The organism is Pistricoccus aurantiacus, assembly GCF_007954585.1.
Lineage (GTDB): Bacteria > Pseudomonadota > Gammaproteobacteria > Pseudomonadales > Halomonadaceae > Pistricoccus > Pistricoccus aurantiacus.
In genome coordinates, this window is the sequence record NZ_CP042382.1 from 2,251,527 (window position 1) to 2,264,630 (window position 13,104).

Annotated in this window: 10 protein-coding genes; 6 read left to right on the plus strand and 4 right to left on the minus strand. The window is 60.1% G+C overall.

The genetic code is table 11. The features are described from left to right. Nucleotides 1–10 precede the first annotated feature (10 nt). On the minus strand, nt 11–571 hold the full coding sequence (locus FGL86_RS10790; RefSeq protein WP_147184565.1) for an HdeD family acid-resistance protein: 561 nt from the start codon (nt 569–571) through the stop codon (nt 11–13). A 107-nt stretch (nt 572–678) separates the two neighbouring features. On the opposite strand from FGL86_RS10790, the gene FGL86_RS10795 reads away from it, so the two are divergent. The 4 genes from FGL86_RS10795 to FGL86_RS10810 are packed head-to-tail and all read left to right on the plus strand — an operon-like array spanning nt 679 to nt 4,638. Further along, entirely contained in the window at nt 679–1,416 is a 738-nt protein-coding gene (locus tag FGL86_RS10795; RefSeq protein ID WP_246131597.1) for a response regulator, read from the plus strand. Continuing rightward, the gene (locus FGL86_RS10800; protein ID WP_147184566.1) at nt 1,403–2,791 is read left to right on the plus strand and encodes a sensor histidine kinase; all 1,389 of its coding nucleotides are present in this window, start codon (nt 1,403–1,405) and stop codon (nt 2,789–2,791) included. The genes FGL86_RS10795 and FGL86_RS10800 overlap by 14 nt, the downstream gene beginning before the upstream one ends. A gap of 15 nt (nt 2,792–2,806) precedes the next feature. Continuing rightward, nucleotides 2,807–3,919: a patatin-like phospholipase family protein gene (locus FGL86_RS10805; protein WP_147184567.1), complete on the plus strand. Its 1,113-nt coding sequence runs from the start codon at nt 2,807–2,809 to the stop codon at nt 3,917–3,919. Continuing rightward, nucleotides 3,916–4,638, plus strand: coding sequence for a DUF1003 domain-containing protein (locus FGL86_RS10810; protein ID WP_222433743.1), 723 nt, complete (start codon nt 3,916–3,918; stop codon nt 4,636–4,638). Before FGL86_RS10805 ends, FGL86_RS10810 begins: the two co-directional genes overlap by 4 nt. Before the next feature lie 68 nt (nt 4,639–4,706). Here the strand turns inward: FGL86_RS10810 and FGL86_RS10815 are convergent, their stop codons facing one another. Next, nucleotides 4,707–6,761: a TonB-dependent receptor family protein gene (locus FGL86_RS10815; protein ID WP_147184568.1), complete on the minus strand. Its 2,055-nt coding sequence runs from the start codon at nt 6,759–6,761 to the stop codon at nt 4,707–4,709. A 158-nt stretch (nt 6,762–6,919) separates the two neighbouring features. On the opposite strand from FGL86_RS10815, the gene FGL86_RS10820 reads away from it, so the two are divergent. Together FGL86_RS10820 and FGL86_RS10825 are read left to right on the plus strand one after the other, a co-directional pair. After that, nucleotides 6,920–8,830: a DUF294 nucleotidyltransferase-like domain-containing protein gene (locus FGL86_RS10820; protein ID WP_147184569.1), complete on the plus strand. Its 1,911-nt coding sequence runs from the start codon at nt 6,920–6,922 to the stop codon at nt 8,828–8,830. Continuing rightward, the gene (locus tag FGL86_RS10825; RefSeq protein WP_147184570.1) at nt 8,830–9,555 is read left to right on the plus strand and encodes a 3'-5' exonuclease; all 726 of its coding nucleotides are present in this window, start codon (nt 8,830–8,832) and stop codon (nt 9,553–9,555) included. The genes FGL86_RS10820 and FGL86_RS10825 overlap by 1 nt, the downstream gene beginning before the upstream one ends. Before the next feature lie 6 nt (nt 9,556–9,561). On the opposite strand, the gene FGL86_RS10830 is transcribed toward FGL86_RS10825, so the two are convergent. Beyond that, nucleotides 9,562–11,226: a BCCT family transporter gene (locus FGL86_RS10830; RefSeq protein WP_222433744.1), complete on the minus strand. Its 1,665-nt coding sequence runs from the start codon at nt 11,224–11,226 to the stop codon at nt 9,562–9,564. Nucleotides 11,227–11,327: 101 nt separating this feature from the next. Then, complete coding sequence (locus FGL86_RS10835) at nt 11,328–12,965, minus strand: BCCT family transporter (protein WP_246131598.1); 1,638 nt, start codon at nt 12,963–12,965, stop codon at nt 11,328–11,330. Nucleotides 12,966–13,104: the final 139 nt, after the last annotated feature.

Sequence of the window (13,104 nt, forward strand, 5' to 3'; positions counted from 1 at the left end):
CATTGACCCGTCAGACGGCTTTTTTCGCAGCCCTTGCCAGCATGATGAGCGAGAGTCCGGTCGAAAGAAAGTTTACGCCCAGCAGCAGGCCCAAGGTCCAGACGGCGGTTTCCGGCCAGCCGATCAGGATGAACAAGCCGACGATCAGGGAGCACACACCGCTGACGATCATCCAGCTCCAGTGGCGCAGGTTGCTGCTCATCCGAAGCCCCAGCAGGATCGAGACAACGCCTTCCATCAGGAAGACCAGCATCATCACGATGGTCAGGGTGGCGATACCCACGCCGGGGAACAGCAGGAACGCCAGCCCCAGCAGCAAGGTAACGCCGAAGGCGGCAGCGGCGTAGCGCCATTCTCGCGCCGGGCGCATTGCCCGGGCGAACCACAGCCCCAGCGCGCCCCACAACACCAGCATCCAGGCAATCACCAGTTCTCCGGCCAGGGTGGCCCAGGCGGGCAGCAGGATGGCAAGCGCCCCGATAACGGCAAAGACGATACCGATGCTCAGGAGCCGTTTCGAAAAGTCGGGTTTGAGGGACGCGTCCCGATGCGAATGATCCAGGGTATTCATCTCAGGCTCTCCGCTGTCAGCCGACCCGATGTCCGGTTGTAACACCGTTCTACTGCATTCACCGGTCGGAAAGTTCACCCCAACCTTACTTTTACGCAAGAATCGCCATGTGGCTGGCCGAAAGCGAACGTCGTGGCGTAATGTTCTGGATAAAAGCGGAGGCGCTCATGAAAATCCTGCTGGCCGAAGATGACCTGAAAATGGCCGAATACCTGTGCGCCGGGTTGAGCGAACATGGCCACAGCGTCGATCACGTGACGGACGGGCGCGATGCGCTGAGCTATTGCCTCTACCATGATTGCGATATCGCCATCGTCGATCGAATGATGCCGGGCATGGACGGTCTCTCGGTGGTCAAGGCGCTGCGGGCGGCGCACAAGGAGCTGCCGGTCCTGTTCCTGACCGCCATGAGCGAGGTCGACGATAGGGTGGAAGGGCTGTCGGCCGGGGGTGATGATTATCTGATCAAGCCGTTTCACTTTTCCGAGCTTCTGGCGCGCATCAAAGCGATCACCCGGCGAAAACACGACACGGAGGATACGAATTCCCTTGATGTCCACGATCTGCATCTCGACCTGTTGTCGCGGACGGCGTCTCGGCAGGGCAAGCTGATCAAGCTGCAATCCAAGGAATTCGCGCTGCTGGAGGTGCTGATGCGTAACGCCGGACACGTGATCACCCGCACGATGCTGCTCGAACGAGTCTGGAACTTCAATTTCGAACCGAACACCAGCGTCGTCGAAACCCATATGAGCCGGTTGCGCAGCAAGATCGACAAACCCTTCGACACACCCCTGATTCATACGATCCGCAACACCGGGTACTCGATCCATGGACCGCGGTAACGTCCTGTCCGGCGCGGCGTTTTCGGCGGTGCTGCTGTCGACGATGGTCTTTCTTTCGGTGCTGCTCATCATGGGCGTGGTGGCCCATGGCTATATCCAGCGCAGTGTGACCCAAGACATACGCGAAGATCTTCAGGCGCGCTGGGAACTGTTTGCCGTGGACTATCACGATGAAGGCGCGGCTCCCCTGATTGTGTTGATTGAAAGCACAACGTTAGCCAGCGCGAAAAACAGGCAGGCCGTCGGTCTTTTCGCCGCGGATGGAACGCTCATCGCCGGTAACGTCAAGACGCTGCCGGATACGGCGGGGTGGCAAGAAGCGCCGCTTCACGTGGCAGCGGGAATGCGAGCAGACGACCACTCGGTCAGCTACCTCTATCGCAGTGAGCCTCTCGACGACATGACGCTTGTCGTCGGTGAGGCGATGGACCGTACTGCCCTGATCCAGCGTACGATGTTCCGCGCCTTGGCCATATCAGGTTTCATCGTGGTGCTGATAATGCTATGGGCTGGCTATATTTTCAGCCGCAAAAGCCTGCGTAAGCTGGAGCGCTTGGAGACGACATTGGCTCGGGTGTCGGACGGAGATATGTCGGCGCGCATGGCGCTGTCATCGGACAACGATCAGATCGATCGGATTGCACGGCGCATGAATGCCCATCTCGATGCTCTTTCGCGGCTGATGGTGACGACCCGTACCACTGCAGCCGCCGTGGCCCACGACCTCAAGACGCCGCTGGCGCGTGCCTATCTCGGCCTCGGGCGTGCCCTGACGCGGGTCGAGGCAGGCGAGGACCCAAGCGCCGAGATTGAGGATACCCAGGCGGAACTCGAAGGAATGAACGGCATCTTCGACACCTTCCTGCGGTTGGTGCGCATCGAGGCGGGCGGGGACGGCGCGGGCTTTGTCGAGGTCGACCTGGCCGCGCTGCTGGATGACCTGGTGGAGACCTATCAGGTGGTGGCCGAAGAGAACGGACAGCGCTTCGTTTATGAACGCCCGGACGATGAGCGGCTCGTTATCATCGGCGACGCGGCGATGTTACGGCAGATGATCGTCAACCTGCTGCAGAACGCCGTCACCCATTGCCCGGAAGGCGCCGAGATTCATCTGCGCCTTGATCGCGAGGCAGAACGTATTCGCCTGACTCTCGCCGATACCGGACCAGGGGTTCCCGACGCGGCCCGCGAGGCTGTGTTTGAACCCTTTCACCGCCTCGACTCCAGTCGCGGCAGACCTGGCAGCGGGCTGGGATTGACTCTCGTTCGGACGATCGCGGAGCGTCACGGCGCTCGCATCACACTAGCGGATAATGCACCGGGGCTACGGGTCGTCGTGGAATTCGCCTTCGTTGAACAAGCTATCCATTCTTGAGTAAGCGACATCACCATGGCCAAATCAATAGCTGCGGAGCGCAACATTCTCGTCTTGCAAGGCGGTGGCGCCCTAGGTGCCTATCAGGCCGGCGCCTACCAGCGGCTTGCTCATCATGGGCACGAGCCGGAGTGGGTCGCGGGGATTTCGATCGGCGCCATCAATGCCGCTATCATCTGCGGCAATCCACCTGAGAATCGAGTGGCGCGGCTACAGGCCTTCTGGGAGGGGGTAACCGGTGATTTGATTGCGATACCTTGGCTGGCCGGCGCGAAATCCAGGCAGTGGTTCAATGAGTTCGCCGCCAACTGTGCTCTGCTTTGGGGCGTGCCCGGTTTCTTCACCCCGCGATATCCCTTCATGAACTACCTGGCGGATAGCGATGTATGCAGTCTGAGCTTCTACGACACCCAGCCGCTTCGCAAGACGCTCGAAGCCCTTGTCGATTTCGATTACCTGAACGGTCAAGGCCCTCGGCTGAGCGTGGGGGCGGTGGATATCGAAACCGGCAACTTCGCTTATTTCGATAGCGAGAAGGAGCGCATCACCGTCGAGCACGTCATGGCCAGCGGGGCGCTGCCGCCGGGCTTTCCTCCGGTCACCATCGAAGGGCATGCGTATTGGGACGGCGGTCTGGTGTCGAACACCCCGCTGCAGTACGTGCTCGACACTGCCAGCGGCGATCCGGTATGCATCTTTCAGGTCGATCTGTTCAGCGCCAGGGGAAACCTTCCCCGGAACATGGCGGAAGTGGCTCAGCGCGAAAAGGATATTCGCTATTCCAGCCGTACCCGACTGACGACGGATCGTTACGTGCACTTGCATGACATCCGCGCCGCGGCGGAGCGACTGTTCGCCAAGCTGCCGAAGGAGCTGCGGGACGATCCGGACATGACATGGCTGCGCAACACCGGGCCCGATTGCCCGGTGACGTTGGTGCATTTGATCCATCGTAAGGTCGAATATGAAGGCCAGTCGAAAGACTACGAATTCTCGCGCTTGTCGATGACGGAGCATTGGGCTTCGGGAAGCACAGACGTGGACACCACCTTTTCCCATAACGCCTGGCGACACCGCCAGGTGGCTCATGATGGCCTGCAGGTCTTCGATCTGGGGGTGCAGGAATGATGGACAGGCGAGCGGTCGGCACGCACAAGCACAAGGCGCTCTGTCATGTCTGCCAGCGCCAGTTCGCGCCGAGCTCCCTGCGGCCCTGGATCTCCGTGCGCCCCGGCGTGTTGGAGCTGATCGCTCGCGCGGCGCCCGGCTGGGACGAGGGCAAGGCAATTTGTCGTAAGGATCTGACGAAATATCGTCGTCTCTACGTGGAGCAGCTGCTCGCCCAGGAGCGTGGCGAGCTGGGCGAACTGGACCGGCAGGTGATCGAAAGCCTGGGCAGCGGTCAACCGATCTCACAACCCCCGGAGGACATGCTGGAAGGCAAGGTGACCTTTGGCGAACGCATGGCCGACCGCGTCGCGCAGTTCGGTGGATCCTGGACCTTCATCCTGGCGTTTACCGCCGTGTTGATCGTCTGGATGACGGTGAACGTCGTCGGAATTCTCGCCAAGCCTTTTGATCCCTATCCCTTCATTTTGCTCAACCTTGCGCTTTCCAGCCTCGCCGCCATTCAGGCGCCGGTGATCATGATGAGCCAGCGTCGACAGGAGACCAAGGATCGGCTGCGCGGCGAGAACGACTATCGCGTCAATCTCAAGGCCGAGCTGGAAATTCGCCAACTCCACGAGAAGATCGATCATCAGCTGGCGCGCCAGTGGGATAAGCTGGTCGAGCTGCAGCAGATTCAGATCGAACTGCTGGAAGAGCGCGACGAGGAAGACAAATAGCTCATCACATGGATGTCCAATTTTATTGAACCGTTGCACCCTCGTATACAGGGGTCATGGACTGGTTTTCAGAACGCCACTTCGATACCCGCGTAGAACGTTCGCCCCGGGGCAGGCTCGAAATAGCGCCCGGTATTGGCGTTGATGCGCACGTTGGCGAAGTGGTCTTCATCCAGCAGGTTGCGAATGCCGGCGTAGGCGCGAATCAAACTGTCTTCGTTTAGCATCCAACCATCACCGGCGCGTAGATTGACCAGCCAGTAGCTGTCCACCTCGACCTGATTGGCATTGTCCGCCACCAGGTTGCCAAGATATTGCGTTTCCAGGGTGGCGAAACGCTCATCGGTATCCTGCCAGGTCAGCTGATTGATCCAGGTCTGCTCCGGCAGGCCGGGAATTCGATTGTCGCTGTAATCAGCATCGTCGGTCTCGAATTCATCGAACTCGTAGTTCGCCAGGGTCAGCGCCGTGTCCCAGCGCCAGCTATCGGCGAACTGCCAGCCCAGCGCCATTTCCAGGCCGTCTCGAGAGCTGTCGCCGGCATTGCGATAGAAGTTGCGCCCGCTTTCGCCTTCGTAGGGCACCAATTCGTCGCGAACCCGCACCGAGAACAGCGTCAGATCGTACTCCAGGCCGTTGACGAAATTGCCGCGCAGGCCGATTTCACGATTCCAGGCTTTTTGCGGCTCCACGGACGGATTGAACCCGCCGGTGCCGGCCGGATTGGCGAATTCCGAAAAGGTCGGTGTCTCGAAGGCGGTGCCGGTGTTGACGTACAGCTGGTGAGCGGGCCGATAGCGATAGCTCACCCCCGCCGAGCCGCTCCATTCGCGAAAAGTGCGTTCACCGCTCTGATCGCCGTCCTGTTCGAAATCGTCCTCGACTTTCAGCTTCACCCGATCGAAGCGGCCGCCCAGGGTCAGAGTGAGCCGGTCGGTCAGGTCCAGGTCGCCTTTGGCGAAGAGGCCGGCGGAGGTCGCCGTCTGGGTCTCGTCCGCGGTCTTGCCGGTGACCTCGCCGCTGAATTCCACGTTGCGTCGGTGGCGGTCGTCCTTCTGACGGGCCAAGTCCAGCCCGACTACATAGCGCAGCGGTAGATCGCCGAGTCGCAGCGATTGGTGGTACTCGGCGCTGCCGCCCCAGTAATCGCGCTGGTAGTCGATCAGGCTGTCGCCGGGGTAGGGCAGCTGCTGCTTGAAATTGCGCTGGCTGGCAAAGCCTTTCACATAAAGCTCGCCGGGACCGAAGGCGAGATCCTCGTATTGCAGTCCCAGCACCTGCTGATCGACCTCCTGACCGGTGTCATATTGTTCCGTGAACCGGCCCGCCTGGGAGCGGTCGGCTTCGACCTGCTCTGCGGTGAGGGCGCCCGGGTCTTCCGAGCGCGGGTTGTCGAGCAGATTGACGATCGCCGTCAGAGCGCGATCCTGGTCGAGCTCACGACGCAGCTTGGCGTTGAGCTGATATTTTTCGACGCTGCTGTGATCGCGATAGCCGTCGAAGTTGAGTCCAGACACGCTGACGTGATGCGACCAGGAGCCGCTCTGTCCACCGTGACTGGCGGCCAGCTGGCCATAGCCGTCGCTGCCGCCTTCCACCCGTACTCGGCTTCCCGCACTGTCGCCCTTGCCGTCCTTGGTGGTGACGGCGATGACCCCGCCGGCGGCGTTGCCATAAAGCACTGACGATGGACCGCGAATCACCTCGATGCGCTCGGCGCTATTCAGGTCGATGGCATCCAGCTGCGCCTGACCGTCCGGCAGGGTATAGGGGATACCGTCCATCAGTACGGTGATGCCGCGAACGCCGAATGGCGCGCGAGCGCCGAAGCCGCGAATCGCCACTCGGGCGCCCTGGGCGAAGTTGTCGCGATTCTGGATGAATACGCCGGGCACTCGTCTCAGCGACTCGTCGAGTCTGACCCGCTGCCGGCCCTGGGCAATTTCTCTTTCAGGAATAACGGAAACCGCCGCCGGTGTCTTGTAAAGCTCACGTTCCAATCGCGGCGCCGCCACCGTTATCGGCTCCAGTGCAACCGGCTGAGCGAATATTGTCGTCGAAAAGGCTGTTGATAGGCATAGCGCGCTAATATAAAGCGTGGCGTGCGGAATGGGAGTGGCCATGAGCATCCTTGCAGTTGGAAGGGCATCAACCTATCAAACTAGCGATTCGCGGAGCGCCTTTCAAAAATAACGCCAGGTGGGTTCGACTTGAATGCTTGACCTGAGGGATCGCTCTTTTCGACAATCCCTTCCCGTACCCTCCCGATGTCGAGATCTTCATGGATGCCGAGCTGCTGGAAATTCGCGATCACCTGAGCCGCTTTCCCCCCTTCGATAGCCTGTCCGACGAGCTGCTCGATGAAGTGGTGTCGCGTATCGAAGTCAGTTATTTCAAGGCGGATACCCAAGTGCTGGAGCAGGAACAGGAAATCCACGAGCTGTGCTACATCCGCAGCGGCGCGGTGGAAATGTTCTGGCGCAGCGGCAATCTCTTCAATCGCCTGGGAGAAGGCGATATCTTTGGCTACTTCGATCTGCTGCGCAACAAGCGCGTGCGCTTCCCGGTACGCACCATCGAAGACACCTTGATCTATTTCATTCCCGACGAGGTATTCGCGCGTCTTTGTGACGAGGACGACACCTTCGCCGGGTTCGTCGAAGCCGGGAGATCGCGGCTCAAGACGACCCTGGAAAATCAGCAGCACAATAGCGACATGATGGAAACCCGGGTACGCCGGCTGGTCAGCCGGGCGCCGGTCATGGTGGAAGCTACCACGTCATTGCAGACCGCCGCTCAGCAGATGCGCGATGAAAGCGTCACCTGCGTGCTGATTGTCGATAAGCCCCAGGAGGATTGGCAATATCACTTCACGGGCCGCGATGGCCAGGCTTGGGAGATGGTCGGCATTCTGACTGACCGGGATTTCTGCACTCGCGTCCTGGCGGCGGGGGTAGCGCCGGAGGCCCCGGTCAAGGAAGTCATGTCCCGCAATCTGGTGACGATCCAGTCCGATGAGTCCGTCTACGAAGCCATGCTCGGCATGCTGCGCAACAATGTGGATCATCTGCCGGTATTGCATCGGCGCCGCCCCATCGGCGTGCTGCATCTGTCGGATATCGTGCGCTACGAGACCCACAACAGTCTGTATCTGGTCAGCAACATCTTCAATCAGCCCAGCGCCAAGGCGTTGGCGCGGCTGAGCGTCGACGTCAAGGCTGCTTTCGTCCAACTGGTGACAGAGGGCGCAGACTCCCAGATGATCGGGCGGGCGCTTTCCACCATCGGGCGAAGCTTCACTCGTCGCCTGCTGGAGCTCGGCGAGGCCAAGCTGGGGCCGCCGCCGGTGCCATACTGTTTCATGGCGCTGGGATCCATGGCCCGGGAGGAGCAGACCATCGTCACCGACCAGGATAATGCGCTGGTGCTCGACGACCGCTTCGATCCGGCAAGTCACGACGGCTATTTCGAAGCCTTGGCAACATTCGTCAGCGACGGCCTGGACGCCTGTGGCTACCCGTATTGCAAGGGCAATATCATGGCCACCAATCCGGACTGGCGTCAGCCCCTGAAACAATGGAAGCGCTATTTCAGTGAGTGGATCGATAATCCCAACCCGGAGCGGTTGCTGCATAGTTCGATCTTCTTCGATCTGGCCAGTGTCTACGGAAAAGAGGTCTTCGTCGAACAGCTGCAGGATCTGATCGCCGAGCGCGCCTCCCAGCGCCCGGACTTCCTGGCGGCGCTGGCGCGCAACGCCTGCAACCGCACCCCGCCCCTGGGATTCTTTCGCACCTTCGTGATGGAAAAGAGCGGCAAGCAGGAAAATACCATCAACCTCAAGCGGCGCGGCACGGCGCCCATGGTGGATCTGATTCGCGTGCATGCGCTGGCCTGTGCTTCCCGAGCACAGAACAGCTTCGACCGGCTGAACGATATCGCCAGTACGCGGCTACTGGCGGAAGGGGTAAGTGAAAAACTGCGCTATAGCCTGGAATTCATCTCCATGGCACGCATTCGCCATCAGGCGATAGATATCGAACAGGAGCGAGAGCCGGACAACAATATCGAGCCGGAGAACGTTTCCAGTAGCGAGCGTCATCATCTCAAGGACGCCTTCGAAGCCTTGAGCCACGCGCAGAAGTTCCTCAAGTTTCGCTATCCCATGTCGTCGCCAGGCCGTAGACGCTGATGCGCGGGCTGCTGCTGACCAGGCGCCAGAAGCGCGCCAGCTGGCCCGGCTACATGGCTTTGCGTGCCAATACCGTCAAGGATGCGCGTCTCAAGCGGTTCTATGGCAACAGCCAACTGGCGCCGGATACCCCCATCAGCGAAGCGCCATTGGTGGCGATGGACATGGAAACCACCGGCCTCGACGCGAGCCGCCACGGTATCGTCAGCGTCGGACTGATTCCTTTCAATCTGAAGCGTATTCGGCTGGCGGAGAAGCGTTACTGGGTAGTTCGGCCCCGGCGTGAGCTATTGAGGGAATCAGTGGTCTTTCACCATATCACCCACTCGGAAATCGCCAACGCGCCGGACCTCGACGATATCCTGGATGAACTGCTGGCTTGTCTGGCGGGGCGCATCGCCGTGGTGCATTTCCGTCATATCGAGCGCCCTTTTCTGGACCATGCCCTGCGAGAGCGCACGAAAGAAAGCCTGATGTTCCCGATGATCGACACCATGCAGCTGGAAGCCAGGTTGCACCGTCGGCGCCGCCGGATCTGGGTCAAGCGCCTGCTGGGCCTGCGGCCCACGTCGATTCGCCTGCAGGCAAGTCGCGAGCGCTATCATCTGCCCGCCTACCAGAGCCATCATGCGCTGAGCGACGCCCTGGCCACCGCGGAACTGCTGCAGGCCCAGATCGCCAACCGCTTCCGACCGGAAACGCCCATCGGACGGCTTTGGAGTTGAGCGGCATTAATTTCGCGGCTCGCTCATCAAGCCCTTGACGATGGCGTAACAGCAGGCCAGCAGCACCAGGGTGAAAGGCAGGCCGGTAGAGATGACGCCTGCCTGTAGTGCTGTCAAGCCGCCACCCAGCAGCAGGGCAATGGCAATGACGCCCTCGATAATGGCCCAGAACACGCGCTGTACCCTGGGTGCGTTGATCTTGCCCCCGGCAGCGAGGGAGTCGATGACCAGAGAGCCGGAGTCCGAGGTGGTGGTAAAGAACACGATCACCAGCACGATGCCCAAAAACGACGTAATCGACGAAAAGGGCAGTTGGCTCAGCATGACGAAGAGTTGAAGTTCAAGGGCCGCGTTCTCGACGCCTTGAAACCCATCGGCAACAACCTGATGGATGGCGGTATTGCCGAAGGCGGTCATCCAGATGATTGAAACGATCGAAGGAATCAGCAGCACGGCAACCAGGAATTCCCGCACGCTGCGGCCCCGGCTGATGCGGGCGACGAACATGCCGACCAGCGGCGTGATGCTGATCCACCAGGCCCAGTAGAAGGCGGTCCAGCCCTCGACGAAACCCCTGTCGTCACGACCGAAGGGATTGGAGAGCGCAGGCAGGTTCGTCACGTAGGCGCCTAGATTTTTGAAGAAGCCGCCAACGAGATACAGGGTCGGCCCCACGGCGATCACGAACACCAGCAGCAGGAAGGCCAGGATCATGTTGATCTGGGAAAGACGCTGAACGCCCTTGTCCATGCCCGCCAGGATGGAGAGCAGGGCGATGGCGGTGATGCCCATGATCAGCAGCACCATGGTCACGTTGTTGTTCGGAATGCCGAACAGATGCTCCATGCCCGCGGTTGCCTGAGACGCCCCGATCCCAAGGGACGTGGCCAGACCAAAGAGGGTGGCGAATACCGCCAGGATATCGATGATATGCCCGGGCCAGCCCCATATACGCTCCCCCAGGATGGGATAGAAGATCGAGCGCATGGTCAACGGCAGACCCTTGTTGAAGGCGAAAAGCGCCAGTGCCAGGGCAACTACCGCATAGATGGCCCAAGGATGCAGGCCCCAGTGATAGATGGTGGCTGCCATGGCAAGCTGTGTGGCCTTGGCGGAGTCACCGGACGCCGCGCCCAGAGGCGCCGAATCAGTACGCAGGCCGTTCTCGGCGACGATACCGCCGGCGGCATTACTGAAATGGGTGATCGGCTCCGCGACGCCATAAAATATCAGGCCAATGGCCATACCCGCGGCAAACAGCATGGCGATCCAGCCGGTATAGCTGAAATCCGGTTTTGCGTATTTGCCGCCAAGTCTGATCTTGCCATAGGGCGAAACGATCAGGCCGACGCATAGTAGTACGAAAATATCCGCCGACAGCATGAAGAACCAGGCTAGATTGCTGGTCAGCCAGTCGCGCATGCTGCTGAAAACCGGCTCGACCTCGTTTTGAAACGCCAGAGTGGTGACAACAAAAAATACGATGACCAGCGCGGAAATCGTGAAGACCTTGCCATGAAGATCGAAACTCAAGCCGAACTTGTTGGCGGTAAGATTATCTTGACCAATCTGGTAGTCAGTATCGATCAGGTTCGTGGGGCCTTCCGGCGCCGGGACGCCGTCGACGATTTCATTACCACTTGCTGAAGAAGATGGGGTTTGATCGCTCAAGGGAAGCTCCTGGTCGGAAAATTGACAATGCGAATTCAGCGCTGAATAAAATGGCCCACTTCATTGAAGTGGGCCCAAGACTGAGCAGGAGGCCAAACGTTCTATGGACGCGGCTCGCTGAGCAGTCCTTTGACGATAGCGTAGCAACCTACCAGCAGAACCAGGGCAAAGGGCAGGCCCGTGATCAGTACGGCTGCTTGCAGCGCTTCCAGACCACCGCCCAACAGCAGGGCGATGGCAATGGCGCCCTCGATGAGCGCCCAGAAGATACGCTGAGACCGGGGGGCATCCACCTTGCCGCCGGCGGTGATGGCGTCGATCACCAGGGAGCCGGAATCCGAGGAGGTGATGAAGAACACCATGACCAGCACGATGCCAACGAAGGATGTGATGGACGACAGCGGTAGCTGGCCAAGCATCTCGAACAGTTGCAGTTCGACGGCGGCATCCGCGACGCCTTCGAAACCGGAAAGATACTGTTCGATGGCGGCGCCGCCGAAGGCGGTCATCCACAGTACCGACACCAGCATCGGCACCAGCAGCACCGCGGTCAGAAATTCCCGCACCGTGCGGCCTCGGCTGACCCGGGCGATGAACATGCCGACAAACGGCGACCAGGAGATCCACCAGGCCCAGTAGAAGGCGGTCCAGCCTTCGACGAAGCCGGCATCTTCCCGGCCGAACGGGTTGGACAGCGCGGGAAGATGGGTCGCGTAGGAGAGCAGATTCTCGAAAAATCCCGTGGCGATCATCAGCGTGGGTCCGACGATGATCACGAAGAGCAGCAACAGAAACGCCAGCCCCATGTTGAGCATCGAAAGGCGCTGAACGCCCTTGTCCACGCCGGCCACTACGGAACCCAGCGCCACGGCGGTGATGCCCATGATCAGTATCACCATGGTCACGTTGTTGTTCGGCGTGTCGAACAGGTAATGCAGGCCCGAAGACGCCTGGGTTGCGCCCAGCCCCAGCGAAGTGGCCAGACCGAACAGAGTGGCGAAGACCGCCAGAATGTCGATGACATGCCCCGGCCAGCCCCAGATACGCTCGCCGAGGATCGGATAGAAGATCGAGCGCATGGTCAGCGGCAGGCCCTTGTTGTAGGAAAAGAGCGCCAGGGCCAGGGCGACCACCGCGTAGGTTCCCCAAGGGTGCAGCCCCCAATGAAAGATGGTGGCGGCCATGCTCAAGGAAATGGCGCCTCGATCGTCGCCCTGCGCGCCGCTAAGCGGCGCGCCGGAGGTACCATCAAGCGCGGTACTAAAGTGGGTCAGCGGTTCGGCGACGCCATAGAACATCAGGCCGATGCCCATGCCCGCGGCAAACAGCATGGCAAACCAGCCGAAATAGCTGAAGTCCGGCGTGGCCTCGGGGCCGCCCAGGCGCACCTTGCCCAAGGGAGTGAATATCAGCACCACCGTCACCAGAACAAAGACATTGGCGGCAAACAGAAATACCCAGCTGAGGTTGCCGGTCAGCCAGCCTCGCATGCCGTTGAAGACGGGTCCCATCTGCTCCGGCAGCGCCAGGGTGATGATGACGAAAAACAGCACCACCAGCGAAGACACCATGAAGACCTTGCCATGCAGGTCCATGTCGATGCCGAACTTGCTGGTCTGGATATTGTCCTGACCGATCACGTAATCCGTGTCGATGAGATCGGTAGGGCCCTCCGGTGCCGGGATACCTTCGACGACTTCATCCTCATTCGATGAAGAAGATTGCGTTTGATCGCTCAAAAGAAACTCCTTTGTGCTAGTGGTTGCGTTTACTCTGATGCGGGTTTTTCGGTACCGCAATACCGATACTGCCTCGTAGTAAATCGAAACGGCCCACTTCATGGAAGCGGGCCTGGTGAGTCAGCCTATAGCCAAGCGG

Bases quoted from the DNA above. Each gene is read 5' to 3' on its own strand.
- FGL86_RS10790 (WP_147184565.1), bottom strand. From the start codon at position 571: ATGAATACCCTGGATCATTCGCATCGGGACGCGTCCCTCAAACCCGAC.
- FGL86_RS10795 (WP_246131597.1), top strand. From the start codon at position 679: ATGTGGCTGGCCGAAAGCGAACGTCGTGGCGTAATGTTCTGGATAAAA.
- FGL86_RS10800 (WP_147184566.1), top strand. From the start codon at position 1,403: ATGGACCGCGGTAACGTCCTGTCCGGCGCGGCGTTTTCGGCGGTGCTG.
- FGL86_RS10805 (WP_147184567.1), top strand. From the start codon at position 2,807: ATGGCCAAATCAATAGCTGCGGAGCGCAACATTCTCGTCTTGCAAGGC.
- FGL86_RS10810 (WP_222433743.1), top strand. From the start codon at position 3,916: ATGATGGACAGGCGAGCGGTCGGCACGCACAAGCACAAGGCGCTCTGT.
- FGL86_RS10815 (WP_147184568.1), bottom strand. From the start codon at position 6,761: ATGGCCACTCCCATTCCGCACGCCACGCTTTATATTAGCGCGCTATGC.
- FGL86_RS10820 (WP_147184569.1), top strand. From the start codon at position 6,920: ATGGATGCCGAGCTGCTGGAAATTCGCGATCACCTGAGCCGCTTTCCC.
- FGL86_RS10825 (WP_147184570.1), top strand. From the start codon at position 8,830: ATGCGCGGGCTGCTGCTGACCAGGCGCCAGAAGCGCGCCAGCTGGCCC.